The organism is Brevibacillus parabrevis (assembly GCF_022701015.1).
GTDB lineage: Bacteria > Bacillota > Bacilli > Brevibacillales > Brevibacillaceae > Brevibacillus > Brevibacillus parabrevis.
The window spans coordinates 5,214,605-5,231,001 of record NZ_CP064090.1 but is presented as its reverse complement, the minus strand read 5'-3'; the positions used below and the strand labels follow the sequence as shown (position 1 = coordinate 5,231,001).

The window sequence follows — 16,397 nt, the reverse complement described above, 5'->3', positions numbered from 1 at the left end:
TCAATCATGGCAAAAGGTAAACTGATCATTGTCGGTGGTGGTTTGGCCGGCTTGATGGCTACCATCAAAGCAGCAGAAAAAGGCGTTCCCGTCCAGCTGTTCTCCCTGGTTCCGGTAAAACGTTCCCACTCTGTATGTGCACAGGGCGGTATCAACGGCGCGGTAAATACCAAAGGGGAAGGCGACTCCACTTGGGAGCACTTTGACGATACAGTATACGGCGGAGACTTCTTGGCAAACCAACCGCCTGTAAAAGCAATGTGTGATGCAGCACCTGGAATTATTTACATGCTTGACCGTATGGGCGTTATGTTCAACCGTACAGCAGAAGGTCTTCTGGACTTCCGTCGTTTCGGAGGAACCAAGCACCACCGTACTGCGTTTGCAGGCGCGACTACCGGTCAACAATTGCTGTACGCTTTGGACGAGCAAGTACGCCGTTATGAAGCAGAAGGTCTTGTAACCAAGTACGAATATTGGGATTTCCTCGGAGCCGTTTTGGACGATACAGGAACCTGTCGCGGGATTACCGCGCAAAATATGCGTTCCGGTGAAATTCAATCCTTCCGTGCAGATGCTGTCATTCTGGCAACAGGCGGACCTGGTATCATCTTTGGTAAATCGACCAACTCGATCATCAACACGGGTACAGCAGCGTCTGCGGCTTACCAGCAAGGCGTTATCTACTCCAATGGTGAGATGATCCAGATTCACCCGACAGCGATTCCTGGCGACGACAAACTGCGTCTGATGTCTGAATCTGCGCGCGGTGAAGGCGGACGTGTATGGACATACAGAGACGGTAAACCTTGGTACTTCCTGGAGGATAAATATCCTGCATACGGAAACCTGGTGCCGCGCGATATCGCGACTCGCGAAATCTTCTCTGTCTGCGTAGACATGAAACTGGGTGTCAACGGCGAGAACATGGTATACCTCGACCTGTCCCACAAAGATCCAAAAGAGCTGGATGTAAAACTGGGCGGTATTATCGAGATTTACGAAAAATTCGTTGGGGATGACCCACGCAAAGTACCAATGAAGATTTTCCCTGCGGTTCACTACTCCATGGGCGGTATGTGGGTAGATTACAACCAGATGACCAACATTCCTGGTCTGTTTGCAGCGGGTGAGTGCGATTACTCCCAGCACGGCGCAAACCGTTTGGGTGCAAACTCCCTGTTGTCCGCGATCTACGGCGGTATGGTTGCCGGTCCGAAAGCTATCGAGTACATCAAAGGCTTGAACCAATCTTCGGACGACCTGTCTTCTACTCTCTTTGACAGCTACACAAGCAAAGAGCAGGCGAAATACGACGGCATCCTGAAAATGGACGGAACAGAAAATGCTTACCTGATCCACAAAGAGCTTGGCGAGTGGATGACAGACAACGTAACGGTAGTTCGCTACAACGACCGTCTGGAAAAAACAGATGCCAAGATTCAAGAGTTGATGGAGCGTTACAAAAAAATCAACATCAACGATACAAACAAATGGAGCAACTCCGGTGCTTCCTTTACCCGTCACCTGTGGAACATGCTGGTTCTCTCCCGCGCGATCACAATCGGTGCGCTCATGCGTAACGAAAGCCGCGGTGCTCACTACAAACCAGACTTCCCAGAGCGTGATGACGAGAACTTCATGAAGACAACCATGGCGAAGTACAACCCGGAAACAACTGCGCCAGAGATTTACTATGAAGATATCGATGTTTCGTTGATTGCACCACGGAAACGTGACTATACGTCTGACAAGAAGCACTAAAAGAGGAGGAAACTGATCATGGCAGAAAAATTGATTCACCTGATTATTACCCGCCAAGATAGCCCTGACAGCACTCCATACAAGGAAGAGTTCAGAATCCCGTACCGCCCTGGTATGAACGTCATTAGTGCACTGATGGAGATTCAACGCAATCCGGTCAATGCACAAGGTCAGAAAACCGCTCCGGTAAACTGGGAATCGAACTGCTTGGAAGAAGTATGTGGTGCGTGCTCGATGGTGATCAACGGTAGACCACGCCAAGCTTGCTCGGCGCTGGTAGACAAATTGGAGCAGCCGATTCGTCTGGAACCAATGAGCACATTCCCTGTACAACGTGACTTGTCGATTGACCGCAGCCGCATGTTCGATGCGCTGAAACGCGTAAAAGCGTGGGTTCCAATCGATGGTACGCACGATCTGGGACCAGGTCCACGCATGCCGGAAGTTGAGCGCCAATGGGCGTACGAGCTGTCCAAATGCATGACGTGCGGTGTTTGCCTGGAGGCTTGCCCGAACGTGAACTCGAAAGCCGAGTTCATTGGACCGTTCGCAATCTCGCAAGTTCGTCTGTTCAACCAGCATCCAACTGGTATGATGAACAAGCATGAGCGTCTGGAAGCACTGATGGAGGATGGCGGTATCGGCGATTGCGGTAACTCGCAAAACTGCGTGCAAGCTTGTCCAAAAGGCATCCCGCTCACCACTTCGATCGCTCACATGAACAAAGAAACAGTCAAACATGCTGTGAAGAAGTTCTTCTTCTCCTAAGCTGTTGCCAAAAGAAAAGGCGTGCGCCGGTTACCCGGAATGCACGCCTTTTTGTCTTGCTTCCTGGACAGCCGCAACTGCCAGTTTTTCAAACATGTACACGAACTGCTCCCATTCCTCATCCGTGAAATGAGCAAACAGTTGCTTCAACGCCTCCAGCCGATTTTGCTTGGCTTTGGTCAAAATGCTTTTTCCGTGATCCAAAAGACTGATGTACACGACGCGCCGATCTTCCTCATCGCGGTCGCGGCTTACGTACCCGTGCTTGTCCAGGCGATCAATCATGGCAGTGATTGCGCTTGGTTTGACATTCATGGAATCGGCCAATTCTCCGACGGTGCATCTTTGGCGTTGCTCCAATTGATGGAGAATATAAAACTGCGGTCCGGTCAAACCTGCCACAGGCTCGGCCAACTGTGACCCAAGTGTGCGCATAATCGTGCGGAATGCCTCTTGCAGGCGATCTATTGACTCAGGGGAGGGGGAAGACATGCTGAATTTCAGCTCCTTACAGCATAGTAGCAATATAGTAACGAGGAAGTTTCGTACAGGAAATATTTAACGTAATTAAATATAGGCCGAATCACCTGATTTGTCAACCTTACGGCAAAAGACGAGAATACCCGAGCGGTTCCCAGTGAAAACTGATACATAATGGGTGTACTTCCAACAAGGGGGCAAACGATGAAAAAACAGGTGATCAGCTTAGGGTTAGCGTTGGTTTTGCTTCCCGTAACAACCGTGAATCAGACGCAGGCAGACGTGTTCGCTTCTGGCGACTCCGCTGTTCTGCCGCGTGTGGTCATGCAGGATTTGGCGGAAATGAAGCAGCCATTACATACAAGTCATTCAGCAGAGGCGGCAGGGAGCGGACAGCGGGCAAGCAGCGCCAATGAGTGGCAGCGCTCGGAGTCGGTTCCACTGGGCGAACAAGCTGTGCAAGCGCAAGTGTCCACCCTGGAGATGATCGAGGCTGGCCGTGCCTGGCAGGAAGCAGGCGTCAAAGGGGAAGGGATGCTCGTCTCCGTCATCGATACAGGAGTGAACCCGCGCCATCCTGACTTGCCAGCGCCGCACGACAAGCGGTTGGCGGTGCAAAAGTCCGGTTCGGCCCAAAAGGTGATTCCAGGCTTCAACTGGGCGGACCGCAATCAGACGACGGAAGATGTCGCCGAATCCCAACACGGCATCCACGTGGCCGGGATCATCGCCGCCAACGGGAAAATCAAAGGAGTTGCACCGGAAGCGCAAATCATGAGCCAGAAAGTATTTTCCAACTATCAAGGGGAAGTGCCTGGCCTCAGTGAGTCCATCCTGTTTGCGATCAACGACTCGATCACGAAAAAAGCGGACGTCATCAACCTCAGTCTCGGCTCCTCTGCCGGATACGTGGATGAGTCAAACGTCGAGCAGATGGCCGTGAAAAAAGCCGTCGACAATGGCGTGATCGTAGTGGCTGCTGCGGGGAATGACTCTTATTTTGGCAGTGACAAAGTTCGGGCGCAAAACCCGGACGTGGCGATGATCGGTTCTCCCGGGCTCAGTCCGGACGCGTTTTCCGTTGCTTCTGTCAACGCGACGACACTTGCGGGCAACAGCTTTTCCGTCCAGGGTGTATCAGGGCTGGAACGAGTCGTATACTTGCCGGGGCACGTGGAGAGCGGGGCAGCGCTCAATCCGGTCGTGTCTCTCCTGAAGCCGTATCCGCTCGTCTACATGGGCAAAGGCAAAAAAGAAGACTACAACGTCTCGGTCAAGGAAAAAATCGTGCTGCTGGAGCGCGGCGATATTTCTTTTGACGAAAAGCTGCGCCTGGCGAAAGCGGCGGGTGCTGTCGGCGCGATCATTTACAACAACGAGTCAGGGCCGCTGATTATTAGCGCGGAGCATTTGAAGCAAATTCCTGCCGTCGCTGTGCTCAAGCAGATGGGGGAGCAGCTGGCGCAGGCAGTGAAAAAAGGCAAAAAAGTAACGGTCACCTTCAATGGCGAATACGCGCAAAATCCGATGCCGTACCCGGATGGCGGAACGATTTCCGGCTTCTCTTCCTGGGGACCGACTCCCGATCTGCAATTCAAGCCGGAGATTGCGGCACCGGGCGGAGGCATTTTGTCGCTTGTGCGCGATTCGGAGTACGCCGTGAAAAGCGGAACCTCGATGGCGACGCCGCACGCGGCGGGCGGGATGGCGCTGCTCAAGCAAGCGTATCAAAAGCAAGGGCGCAACCTGCAAGGACGGGCTTTGGTGGAAACGTTGAAAGCAGCGGCGATGAACACGGCCGAGCCTGTGCTCGATCCGCGAGGGAGCGTGGCTGCATCCGACAAGGCCAAGGTGAAAAAGGTTCCGTACAGCCCGCGCGTGCAAGGAGCGGGCGTGATGCAAATCGCCAAGGCGATCCAGACTCCGGCGGTAGTCGTAGACGCGAAAGGAAAAGCAGGCGTCTCGCTCGGAGAGATCGGTCAGACGACGACATTTTCGCTGTTTGTCGATAACAAGTTTGGGAAAAAGCCGCTGACGTATCAGATTCAAGATGAGTACGGCGTCATGACCGATTTGCGCAAGGATGGCCTGAATATGCTTACGGAAACCGCTCTGGAAGGGGCACAGCTGCGTTTTTCCGCACAAAAGGTAACCGTGGAGCCAGGGAAGCGAGCAGAGGTCAAAGTGACGCTGGCGATTCCTCAGACAGCATCGCGCAACCAGTTTGCGGAAGGGTTCATCGCCTTTTTGCCGGAGGAGAAAGCGTTGCCTGTCTTGCGCGTGCCGTATTTCGGCTTTTTCGGGGACTGGGATGAACCGCGGATCATGGATCAGCCCGTGTGGGAGGCTGGCAGCCAGGAAAAGCGCACGGGCGTCAAAACAACCTGGTTCCACGATAAACGCAATGACAAATGGCGTTACCGCGATTATTTGGGCGTGACGGGTGCCAAAGATGACGGCACGGCACAGATTGATCCGAACCAGATTGCGTTTTCGCCAAACGGAGATGGACACTACGATATCGCCGCTCCTTCGATTACGTTTTTGCGCAACGCCCGTCAAGTGATCGTGGAGGTCATCGACCAGTCAGGCAAGCCGGTACGGACACTTGTGCGCGATGAAAAAATCAGCAAGTACGACCAGTCCAAGCTGGGAACGCCTTATTACTACACGGAACGGGAAGCGTGGAGCTGGGATGGCAAAATCTTTTCCCCGCAAAAAGGCAGCTATGTGCAAGCACCAGACGGCGCGTACCAGTTTTTGATCAAGGCAAAGATCGACGGCCGGCAAACGAATTGGCAGACGATGACACTGCCGATTCGCGTAGACACGAAACCGCCTGTTGTAACCGCGTCTGTCTCCGGCAACAAAGTGCAGTGGAGCAGCCGGGACAAAGATGTGCAAGGCTATTTGCTGTACGTGAACGGCAAGAAAGTAGGCGGGCCGTACTCCCCGAAAATTACGAGTACGCTGGTCAACCAGCCGGAGAAAAAAATCAGCGTAGTGGCCTTTGACTACGCCGGAAACATCGGTGTGGCGAATGTAAACGGCAAGAGCGATACGGTGCCGCCGTTCGTAGAATTTCCGGATGACCTGTTCAGCTATTTGAAAATATCGAAGCAGCCGGATGTCGCCTTGCGCGGGAAGGTAGCAGGCGAGGAGTTGCTCGACCGAGTTCGTTTATCCATCAACAAAACACCTGTGAAGCTGGAGGCAGACGGTTCGTTCGAAACGATCCTGAGACTGCAAGAAGGATTGAACTACGTCGTCTACAGCGCTGCTGACATGTACGGCAATACAAGGCAGTTCACGCAGCGCGTCATCGTCGATACAAGCCCGCCGATGCTGCAGCTGCAAAACGACGGATCCGAGGACATTCAGTTTGACCCGGCAACGAAAACGATGCTCGTGCCGATTCGCTTCATGTACCGCGATCAAACGTACAAGGGGCAGGCGAGCGTCAACGGACAGATCGTTTCCAACTTCGAGGAAGACCAGCTGGAAATCCCTGTGCACAAAAATTTGACGCACGTTTTGCCGATGAAGCAAGGAGAGAACCGCGTCCTGATCGAAGGAAAAGACGGGGCAGGCAATCAAAGCTCGCTGCTGCTATACGCATACGTGGATGCCAGCGCCGGAACGGTCGTGCTCACCTTGGGAGAGCAACGGCTGAGCTATCGGGCGAGAACGGTAGCCGCGCCCACGATTCAATTGATGAAACAACAAGTGGAGAGCCAGGAAGGCGAGACGCTGCCGATCGAAGGCAAGGTGACAGGGGCTGGTCCCGTCCATGTGCAAGTCATGTACAAAGAGCAGCCGATTGCTGCGGATGTGAATGACCGTGGAGGGTTCCGCCTGGTGCTGAATCGGGTGGAGGAAGGGAAGCAAAAGCTGACTGTGATCGCAACCGATTCGCTGGGACGTGAAGTGCGCGCCGAAATGAACGTGATCGGCAAAAGGAAGCAGTAAGGATGGCCCGGCGTAGCGAATTATCGCTGCAGCCGGGCTTGCTGCTTTAGGGGGAAACAAATTCGATGTTTTATCACGGAATCAAGTGGGAATATGTTAGAAAAGAGTATCCACTGCTCTCGCCCAGACGAATTGCCGGGAAAAACGGCAAGGCGCAATGCATGGATCGGCTGCACCTGCTTCAGCAGTTCGGACTGGAGCCTGTCCATTTGCTCGAAGCAGACGATAGCTATCCGGATGAGCGCTGTATAGCAGAGTGTCTCGCATTTGGCGATACTGTTTTTGCATTTGAGCGGCTCAGTTTGCCGATGTGGCAGCTAAGTCGGCATGAGGTAGGCGTAGAAGTGTTGGATCTGCGTACGTGCTCGGCTATCTATACCAAAAGGCATGATGCAAAAGTATGGGAATTATTTCCGGGAGTTCGGCGGATAAGTGACCTTTTGCCTATGAAGTTTTTGTGATAGTCTTGCATCTGCCAAATATCGACATTATGATAGTCCTATAGCAGAGATAATTGCCCGGGAAAGGAAGAGATCGCAAATGATAGTCAAATACCTAGATCCATTTCTTGAATCAGCCTCCTCTGTGATTCAACAGGTATGTAACGTAGGCATTTCGCGTGGGGAATTGGCTGAGAAGGAGTGGAGCAATGCGGAGGGTCACACCTGGATTCGGATCGGGATGACAGGGCAATTGCAAGGAGACGTGTTTTTTGGTCTGCAAGAGGATTTGGCTTTGCGCATTGTCTCTGCCATGATGGGTGGTTTTCCGGTGCAGGAGATGGACGAGCTGGGGAAGAGCGCCATATCCGAGCTGGGGAACATGATCTCAGGCAACGCCAGCACCTTGCTATCCAATAACGGTGTGATTGTCGACATTACGCCTCCGTTGTTCGTGCATCATCAAGATTTGAAAGACGTGACGGGAACAGCGCTTACGGCTCCTCTCGATCTGCATGACATGGGCCGATTGGAAATTCAAATTATCGTGATCCGGTAAAAGGCGGCAGCGGCCGTCTTTTTTTGTTTTAGAAGGAGAAACGAATCTATTGTCTGAAATATAAAAAAACATAAAATATTTTTTGATTGTATAGATGATTTTTTTTAGATGGTGTATTGTTGGAATTAGTAAGGGGGTAGGAGTGTTTGTCATATGTAAAACAACTGCTTGGGATGTTCTTCCTGGTCATCGTCGTCTGTGGCGGGCCATTTATGCTATATACGGTCAAGGAAGAGATCGTATTCGCACCGGAAGAAATCGTTGTCCACTCTGTCTTTTTGATCCAGCAGATCGCGAGTGGTTCTCTCGGCACCTACTACTTGGGGGAAAATGAGAGAAGCATCGCGGAGGATATCGTCCCGTTTGCCATGAATACGTTTAAGCTCTTGTTTTCCAGCGTCAGCATTGCTGTGGTGGCCAGTCTGGTATTCGGCTTGTTTTTGCAGCGCTTTCGCATGGTCCGCCAGTTGCAAAAGGTTCTGAATCTTGTTGCCACGATTCCCGATTTTATTCTGATTTTTATGTCGATTTTGGCAGCAGTCGGATTTTACAAGCTGACGAATATTCGCATCATCACCTTGTCGCCTACCAGCGACTCCGCCAATGACTGGTTCCCGATGACGCTGCTCGCGATCGGGCCAACGATTTTCCTGATGAAAGTAATCAGTCTGAAATACGTGCAAATCGGCGGCGAAGATTACATTAAGACAGCGCTTGCAAAAGGGATGGGCATTTGGCATGTACTGACCCACCACGTATACAAAAACATCAAGCCGTTTCTCGTGGCCGATTTGAAAAAGACGATTGCGATTACCGTCGCAAACTTGTTCATCGTGGAATATTTGCTCAACGTCGTCGGTCTTACCCGCTTTATTTTCAGCAAGGACGGGGGCTATCAGTTCAATGCCGCGGTCATGGGGCTGCTGGGCATCATTTTGCTCTCGATTCTGGTCTATGTGCTCATCCGCGCGGTGCTGTACCTGTTCGAACGGGTAGCCGTGTACAAATAACGCGATGTTTCGTCGTAACGAGTGAGGTTTTTCTATGCAAAAAGGATTCAACTGGTCTTTGTGGACGGGGAGCATCCTCGTGGTGCTGCTCCTGATCCTCGGTGTGCTCGGGCCGTATATCGCTCCTTATGAGCTGGACTATCAGGAAAAGCTGCGCAACGAGGTCGTAAACGGCAAAACCATCATCATCGCACCGCCATTGCCGCCGTCTGAGGCTCACTGGCTGGGCACGGACAAATGGGGATACGATCTGCTCACACTGTTGTTGCACGGCGCTCCTTATACTGTTTTTGTCACGCTGGCGGTGGCTGCTGTGCGCCTGTTGATCGGGACGGTTCTCGGACTGTATATCGGCATTCAGGACAAGCCGCAGCGCTGGTGGCTCGCCATCGAAAACGCCTGGAGCTATATGCCGATCTTCATCCCCGTCTACTTTTTGCTCAAAGGCATCAATATCAATCCATTGACGCCGACATCGACGCTTGTCCTGTTTTTCATCGTGCTTGTCGGAGTGCTGGGAGCGCCTTCTGTGGCTTCTTCCATCCGTCAAAAGACAGAACAGATCAAGGAATCGCAATACGTCCTGGCAGCTACCTCGTTGGGAGCGGGACGCGAGCAAATCATTTTCCGGCATATTCTCCCGCACTTGAAAGAGCAGATCATTATTATTTTGGTGACAGAAATGGTCGCCATCATGACCTTGATGGGACTTTTGGGGATGTTTGACCTGTTTGTCGGCGGGACGAAAATGACGATGGACCCCGTCCTTTTCCACTCGATCACGCATGAGTGGGCTGGGCTGCTCGGAGCGTACCGGGGGTTTGTTTACAGCAATTACACCTGGATATTCCTGACGCCGCTGGTTGCTTTCGTGATCGCAATCGGTTCGTTCACGCTGTTGGCGAAGGGATTGCGCGAGAAGTTCGAACAGACGTATCATCGCACGCCGTTTATTTAACCGTAAAGATGATGGAGTTGATGACCCCGGTCGTGATGGATCGGGGTTTTTGGTGTGGCTGTGCGCCCTGCTGGAACAAGCTTGCGAAGAACGCGGAAAAAGGAGGGGGAAAGAAGGGAGCAGCACACATGCTATGTGAATAGACTGAAGTGTCGGGGGCGGTGTTGGCCTTTGGGTTCCGGCGCCAGCCTCCCCAAGCGGGCAAGTACGCAAGCCTGTTTGGTCAAAGAGACAACCGGCAGACTGCCGACCAACATGATTTTTTCGGAAGTGGCGGGGATGGCTGGAGATGTTTCTTGTGTGGTGTTCGGAACCCATTGCCCATTTTGTGAATAGGATGTAAGGCAAAAGCCTAAAATCCTTGAAATTCCGGCACCATCACCCACCCCCCATCATAGGATAAGGTGACTCTGTAATCCCTCAACCTTGTTCCTGTAGAGCCCACAAGGAGGGGTGGCACGATTGAAGGGTAGCGACCAAACCAAGCCGTTGTTAACGAATCGCGAAAGAGAAGTGTTTGAACTCTTGGTCCAAGATAAGACAACCAAAGAGATTGCCGGACAACTCTTCATCAGCGAAAAGACTGTGCGCAATCACATCAGTAATGTCATGCAAAAATTAGGTGTCAAAGGTCGATCTCAGGCAGTAGTCGAACTCGTTCGACTTGGTGAACTAGAGATTTGAACCCAGTCCACCCAGCCTCCCTTTTCTTCCCATGGTCGGAAGGGAGGGTTTTTTATTTTTGGGGGAAGTCCAGTCAATACAAGCGATTTGGCACACAAGTCAGGCGTTTACTGGCTAGGCGAGAAAGCATAACGTTCACATTCTTCTTACACAATGCGAAGGCAAAGTAGACAGCTTACTTACGGTAACTGAATGCCATCCATTACTTCATCAAATGCCTTAGACCCATCGATTTGGGAGGAGAATGCAATGACGTACCCATCAAGGTCTTTTATCACGATTTCTCGTGCGTTCCAAGGACGAATTACTGGTCCTTCGATTATTTCAGCATTCTTTGCGCGAACTTTCTGGTCAAGTGAATCAATGTCATTCGTTGAAAAATGAATGACAACACCGCCACTGTTAGCTGGTGAGGGCGCAGTCTTGTTTTGAATGAGAAGAATATCTTGGTACTTCGTTCCCCGCAGATGAGCCATTACGACGGACCCATCACCGCCTGGCAGTTCAAACACAGACGAAAATCCCAGCGCTTCCCGATACCATTTTGTTGATTCCTCGACACTTTTCACTTCCAATTTGACGAACATAGGCATAATGTAAAAATCGGACATAGCAGAAACCCCTTTCCCGTTGTGGTTGGAATGATTTAAATAAACGGTAAACGTTGACGCTTGCGTGAAAGCAAGGCTTTTTATGAAAACTATTTTGGGCAAAAAGAGGAAGATTGAACTGAATGCACGGATTTGCTAAGTGGGGATGGAGGGGATTGGGATAAATGGACAACCTGTGAGGTTCCGCTTGCAGCAATCTTTGCTGCCCCATTGTAAGCGTTCTGTGCTTTGGTAAAGAAGTTGCTCTGGGGTTTTACGAGCTGTTACGTTTGAACAGGGAGCAAAGAGTAGGAATGTTTTCGGAAGGTATTGTCGTGACCACAAGGAGGGGTGGCACGATTGAAGGGTAGCGACCAAGCCAAGCCGTTGTGAACGAAATCCTTGGTTCAAGCTAAGAGAACGAAAGAGATTGTCAGCCAGTCTTCATCAGCGAAAAAAGACTGTGCGCAATCACATCAGTAATGTCATGCAAAAATTAAGTATCAAAGGTCGATCCGAGGCAGTAGTCGAACTCGTTTGACTTGGTGAACTGGGCGCATTTTACAAGCAGGAGCACTGGCCTGCTGAGCACGAAACACGGTTTATTCCGCCCACTCTCCGTGGTGCGAACCAGCGTGGCTTTGAAGAGCTGCCTGTTGTGCGGGAATGGCGCGGGCCGATGTTCAACTCTGTGCTTGCGACTTCCCATGGATATGGTCAGCATGCTGGTTGCAAGAGAGCGAGCGGGCAGTGGATTCAAACATCTGAAAAATCCGGCACGAAGCCGGGAAGCCTAGCTGCATCTATTCCGGTGCTTCAATGATGGGAGTCGGAAGCGAACAGACTTGGCACCTTTTGATCAAATGCTAAAGTAAAGGAAGGAATCAACTCATTGATCCTCTCTTGCAGATGTGTCGCATCGTGTTCTCCCAGTTCCGCTAAAAGTTGTGTTTCTTCGCGAGATTCATCTCCGGTTAGCAGCATAGTTAGCGTGCGCTGATTAATGATTTCCTGAGGGGGAAGGACTAATGCGTTCATCATCATATATTGCTGGAACATGGAAAGGTCATGATTCTCCATGGCCTGCTTCACGGCCGTTTTGAGGTATAGATCAAAGTATTTCTGAGCAAATGCCACCCCTTTTAAGGGGATAGCGCCTACATGCTCCACCCCGTTCCAACGCAAATCGGCAATCGCACTCAACCACCAGGCAGGTTCAATGGCTTGTTGCATCCGTTGCAGCACCTTGCGTTCGAAGTCAGGTTGAAGCAGATCGCCTTTCTGTAAACTGATGTCCAACATTTCGGCTTCAATTGCAGCTACCGTCATGCCTTGCCCATAAATAGGGTCAAAGTTGCAAAATGCATCTCCCAACACCAGCAGTCCCGAGGGCCAATTTTCCATTTGCTCATAATGCTGCCGCGTCGATTCTTCTGCCCGAAAGCCACGCGGAGCGCCGATTGGCTCCAACTCTTTGATTAACTCCTTTAACATGGGAGTAGACAAGGAGTACAGCTCTTTTTCATATTCTTCCGGGGCTGTTGGGGGATATTGTTTCCCTCCCGCACGAAACAACAATGCCTGCGCTATGTTATCCTCAATATACAGCAGCCCCACCGCACCCTTGTTGTTAGCAGGATCTCCTTCTGAACTAGCCGACAATTTTTCTGTAAGATGGGCAGGGACTCGGTAATGTCGGGTACTGTACCCAAAACGGACTTTTAAGCGCTCAGGCTCTGGAACAGCATATCCCAGCGCTTCCAGCCATTTATTGAGCTTCGATTGACGGCCGCATGTATCCACTACCAGATGAGCGGCAACGGTCCGCTCCTTGTTCCGTTCCTTTCGTGCGTGAAGGCGAACACCGACAACTTGCCTGTGGTCTTCCGAAGCAAGCAGTCCTGTCACTACTTGTTTCGTTACAAAGCGTATATTGGGAATCTTTTGCACACGCTGGCGGATCGTCCATTCCAACAAGGCCCGACTGCTAGATGCATTTTTTTGGCTGCTAACCAATTCAAGTTTTCCATATGCAGTAAATCGGGTCATTTTGCTATTTTGCACGTTACATGCACCGAGATTCAATAAATCATCGATATATCCCGGGAAGAAGCGGTTCATAATCAAATCCCCACGCGGCAGCACACGATGAGGATGAAAATCCTGTGGGGTACCAGGACGAGTAGATGGCTTTTCTGGCAGCTCATCTTTTTCTACAACCATGACTTCCGCAAAATGACCGGAAAGAACGCGGGCGGCTAGCAAGCCTGCAATGCCGGCTCCAATTACAAGTGCTTTTTCTTGCTTTCTTTTGTCAGCTTGCAGTTGTTTGTTCATAGCTTGTTTCCTCCTTAAAATTGATTCGCAGTTCGCCGCGATTCATTAGTTGGAGTTGCAGTGTTTTCAGCAAATGTATCCGAAGCCATACCAGACGTGTTAGTTTGATGCTTCTAATAAATACTTTATGGACAAAAAAACGTTCTATGAACAGCATCTGTTTATATTGCCTGATCCGAACAGAAGAAATATGAAAAGCGGTTGAGCAAAAGAAAGAGAGAGTATTTGAGGCGGAAGAGTTGGAAAAAGTACTTCAACAACTGGGCAAAATGACTTTTCCTTTTCCTATAACGAACTTGCTCTGGCAGCGGGATGATGAAAAAGTGATATGGAAAGAAGATGCTCAGAGGGCAGCGAAGTGAGCCAAAAAGAAACAAGCTGATGTCGAATGCACGTCCGACGCCAGCTTGTCCATTGGCTGCATGTCATGTGTCTATTGCCCATGCATGCGGCTTTCCGTGTTCTGTTTTAGCTAACACGCTTGATCAGATTGTTAGATCCTTGCGAGCGAACAATGATCCATCCGCTTGGGAGAGGCGAACCTAGCAGTACCCATTGCTCATAGCCAATCGGAGCGCTCGCAATATTTTTAATGTAGCGCGTATTTCCGTTAGTTCTGGTGATGACCCATCCGGCTGGAATAGGCGAGCTAAGCAGTACCCAGCGTTCGGTGCCAAAAGGAGCATTATTGACGTTCTCGATGTAATTCGTATTTCCGTTGTTTCTGGTGACGATCCATCCGGTTGGAATAGGCGAGCTAATCAACACCCAGTGTTGAGCGCCATAAGCCGCGTTATTGACATTTTGGATGTATTTGGTATTTTCCTGGTATCTCGTCACGATCCATCCAGTCGGGATCGGGGAGCCTCCCAATACCCATAGTTGGGCATTAGCGGGTGCATTGTTCAGGTCTCTGATCAGATTCATGTTTCCTTGATTTCTGACGATGACCCAACCGCTTGGAATGGGCGAGCTAATGGTCACCCAATGCTCTTCGCCGTATGCTTTGTTTGCGATTGCTTTAGCGGACACTTTGGAAGGAGACTGCTTCGTTTTCCCGTCTTCTTTGCTGAAAGCGGATGCGTAAGCGGTCGTTTTTGCCTGGGGAGATGGCGTTGCTCCATGGGCTTGCGCAGCGAGAGCCGGTACGGCGACAACGGAGCTTAATGTCAGGAGGAGCAAAGATTTCTTAAACATGAACATCACCTTTCTTGATCATAGTAGATGGCGTTTGGACAATATCATCAAGTGGAAGTCAACGGTTGTGATGTTAATTCCAACATTTACCATTTTAAAACACGTTCTTTGCCTTTGCCTTAGGAGATACTGTCGAATCATGAAATTAATTTACAATATTTTGAACGAGTGTAAAAATAAATAGCGCTCGAAACATGATAGAAACAAGTTTGCTGGTAAAAAAACGCTAACCTTGAAAGCAGTCGGTGGTCGCCACCAAATATAAAAAAAGATCCCCGGAGAAATCCGAAGATTGTTGATGGATTCGCTATTAAGGTGTAGTGCGCGTAATGACATTGCCATGCCGATCCTTTGCCGCTCCATTGACAAAATTTACGTATTTCCCTGGACCTGGGTTATTGCTTAATTTAGTGTTCATAATCAGGATCGGATGGTCAGGATCTGTCGTATCCCATGCCAATGAGGTAACAAAAGCGGAAGGATTCCACACTGTGCTCTTCATGCCAAAGAAAGCTATGACTTTTTTCGGGTCTGTTTCAGCGATGGTGTCATCGTCGAGCGCTTTGTTGAAGTGGATGATGTATCGCGGGAGGGTACTATTCTCCGCGATCGTGCCAATCGCTGGGCTGGTATCGCTATTCTCGCCTTGTTCCCTCCGGTTATTTTGGAGGGATTTCGTTCGAGCCTACGCCGTGCGGGCGACTTTCATCGCACACCGCGTTCCATCAACGGATAAGAGGTCGTTTTACAACGGGCGAATTTAGCATAACGAAGCGAACATTCAGTGTCGTCTAGCGAAAGTTAGCAAACTTGGACAGACTGGGCTGGCCAGGGCAGCGGAGACAGAACGAGCCTTTAGAAAAAGGCACTCATCTCCTTGCATCGAGAGAGAAGAAACCTCATTTCTTTTCCTGATCTTCCCCAGGATTTTCATGCAACCCGACAATCTCAATCACTTCCGCTACAGCTACTTTTCGCGCACCCTCCATGAAATACCCGACAATCCCTGGCTTGATGCGATGGATATGGACGGTTTGGCGCATCTGCGGGAACAAAATCCACATGCGGGCCGTTCCTTCTGCCGGGACTGGAGCAGTCAGATCGCGGATGACATCCCCGTCCGGCGTCTCAAACTCAGGGTGGATAGCGCGAACAGCTCGATTTTTTCATTGTCGCCGGCATAAGAAAAATCGCTTCGATAGCCTTGAACAGGCGGGAGCTTTCTCCCGCTCTCTGCTTCCGAATAAAAGCGATACTTGACCCGGAAGTCAGCAGGATGCCCCCGCCAATCCTCGTAAGGCGTCCACACAGTCGCCGTCATGAGCAGCTTCCCCCTCTATGCTTCGTCTTTGCGGATAATCAGGTACACAATCAGCCCGATAATCGGGAAAAATAACAACGCTACCAGGACGATAATGGAAAATTCCTTGCTGTTGCCTCTGCGCCGCGAATCGCGATAGCCCCAAATACTGATCACGATGTTCAGCACGTTCAGGAGCACGATTACCAACAGGGGCAGAAGCATGAAAAAAGAAGAGTCACCGATGCTAACCAATGCAATCACCTGCTTTTTCATTATAGCGCTTTTATGAGTATACCAAAAATTGGGATATTGCTCGATGTTCGTGCATGCAGCCCGCA

Annotated in this window: 15 protein-coding genes and 1 pseudogene; 9 read left to right on the top strand and 7 right to left on the bottom strand. The window is 50.6% G+C overall.

The genetic code is table 11. The features are described 5' to 3' along the window. The first annotated feature begins 6 nt into the window (after positions 1 to 6). Together sdhA and sdhB are read left to right on the top strand one after the other, a co-directional pair. Positions 7 to 1,764 carry a succinate dehydrogenase flavoprotein subunit gene (gene sdhA / locus IRJ17_RS24050; RefSeq protein WP_122963186.1) on the top strand — a complete coding sequence of 586 codons (1,758 nt, stop codon included), beginning with the start codon at positions 7 to 9 and terminating at the stop codon, positions 1,762 to 1,764. 18 nt (positions 1,765 to 1,782) lie between these two features. Continuing rightward, positions 1,783 to 2,532 (top strand): succinate dehydrogenase iron-sulfur subunit, encoded by a 750-nt coding sequence (sdhB, locus tag IRJ17_RS24045; protein WP_063227191.1) that lies wholly within the window; start codon positions 1,783 to 1,785, stop codon positions 2,530 to 2,532. A gap of 30 nt (positions 2,533 to 2,562) precedes the next feature. On the opposite strand, the gene IRJ17_RS24040 is transcribed toward sdhB, so the two are convergent. Then, positions 2,563 to 3,024, bottom strand: coding sequence for a MarR family winged helix-turn-helix transcriptional regulator (locus IRJ17_RS24040; RefSeq protein ID WP_063227190.1), 462 nt, complete (start codon positions 3,022 to 3,024; stop codon positions 2,563 to 2,565). A 192-nt stretch (positions 3,025 to 3,216) separates the two neighbouring features. Between IRJ17_RS24040 and IRJ17_RS24035 the strand changes: the two genes are divergently transcribed. The 6 genes from IRJ17_RS24035 to IRJ17_RS24010 all read left to right on the top strand — a co-directional run bounded on the left by IRJ17_RS24035 (position 3,217) and on the right by IRJ17_RS24010 (position 10,632). Then, positions 3,217 to 6,981 (top strand): S8 family serine peptidase, encoded by a 3,765-nt coding sequence (locus IRJ17_RS24035; RefSeq protein WP_242772106.1) that lies wholly within the window; start codon positions 3,217 to 3,219, stop codon positions 6,979 to 6,981. A 65-nt stretch (positions 6,982 to 7,046) separates the two neighbouring features. Continuing rightward, positions 7,047 to 7,442, top strand: coding sequence for a hypothetical protein (locus IRJ17_RS24030; RefSeq protein WP_063227188.1), 396 nt, complete (start codon positions 7,047 to 7,049; stop codon positions 7,440 to 7,442). A 79-nt stretch (positions 7,443 to 7,521) separates the two neighbouring features. After that, positions 7,522 to 7,980, top strand: coding sequence for a chemotaxis protein CheX (locus tag IRJ17_RS24025; protein WP_122963188.1), 459 nt, complete (start codon positions 7,522 to 7,524; stop codon positions 7,978 to 7,980). A gap of 146 nt (positions 7,981 to 8,126) precedes the next feature. Beyond that, entirely contained in the window at positions 8,127 to 8,990 is an 864-nt protein-coding gene (locus tag IRJ17_RS24020) for an ABC transporter permease subunit (RefSeq protein ID WP_167470238.1), read from the top strand. Between the two features lie 34 nt (positions 8,991 to 9,024). Beyond that, positions 9,025 to 9,948, top strand: a complete 924-nt coding sequence (locus tag IRJ17_RS24015) for an ABC transporter permease (RefSeq protein ID WP_173596234.1) — start codon at positions 9,025 to 9,027, stop codon at positions 9,946 to 9,948. A gap of 462 nt (positions 9,949 to 10,410) precedes the next feature. Continuing rightward, on the top strand, positions 10,411 to 10,632 hold the full coding sequence (locus IRJ17_RS24010; RefSeq protein WP_003387736.1) for a helix-turn-helix domain-containing protein: 222 nt from the start codon (positions 10,411 to 10,413) through the stop codon (positions 10,630 to 10,632). Positions 10,633 to 10,811: 179 nt separating this feature from the next. Here the strand turns inward: IRJ17_RS24010 and IRJ17_RS24005 are convergent, their stop codons facing one another. Beyond that, complete coding sequence (locus tag IRJ17_RS24005) at positions 10,812 to 11,243, bottom strand: VOC family protein (protein WP_122963190.1); 432 nt, start codon at positions 11,241 to 11,243, stop codon at positions 10,812 to 10,814. A gap of 381 nt (positions 11,244 to 11,624) precedes the next feature. Between IRJ17_RS24005 and IRJ17_RS24000 the strand changes: the two are divergent. After that, positions 11,625 to 11,763: pseudogene (locus IRJ17_RS24000) on the top strand (LuxR C-terminal-related transcriptional regulator). Positions 11,764 to 12,038: 275 nt separating this feature from the next. On the opposite strand, the gene IRJ17_RS23995 reads toward IRJ17_RS24000, so the two are convergent. The 5 genes from IRJ17_RS23995 to IRJ17_RS23975 all read right to left on the bottom strand — a co-directional run bounded on the left by IRJ17_RS23995 (position 12,039) and on the right by IRJ17_RS23975 (position 16,311). Next, positions 12,039 to 13,559 (bottom strand): NAD(P)/FAD-dependent oxidoreductase, encoded by a 1,521-nt coding sequence (locus IRJ17_RS23995; protein ID WP_242772104.1) that lies wholly within the window; start codon positions 13,557 to 13,559, stop codon positions 12,039 to 12,041. 468 nt (positions 13,560 to 14,027) lie between these two features. Further along, a complete protein-coding gene (locus tag IRJ17_RS23990) occupies positions 14,028 to 14,756 on the bottom strand; it encodes a hypothetical protein (protein ID WP_242772102.1) in 729 nt (242 codons plus the stop codon). Positions 14,757 to 15,655: 899 nt separating this feature from the next. Further along, entirely contained in the window at positions 15,656 to 15,820 is a 165-nt protein-coding gene (locus IRJ17_RS23985) for a hypothetical protein (RefSeq protein ID WP_242772101.1), read from the bottom strand. 32 nt (positions 15,821 to 15,852) lie between these two features. Continuing rightward, entirely contained in the window at positions 15,853 to 16,077 is a 225-nt protein-coding gene (locus IRJ17_RS23980) for a hypothetical protein (RefSeq protein ID WP_242772099.1), read from the bottom strand. Between the two features lie 15 nt (positions 16,078 to 16,092). After that, a complete protein-coding gene (locus tag IRJ17_RS23975) occupies positions 16,093 to 16,311 on the bottom strand; it encodes a PLDc N-terminal domain-containing protein (protein WP_242772098.1) in 219 nt (72 codons plus the stop codon). Positions 16,312 to 16,397: the final 86 nt, after the last annotated feature.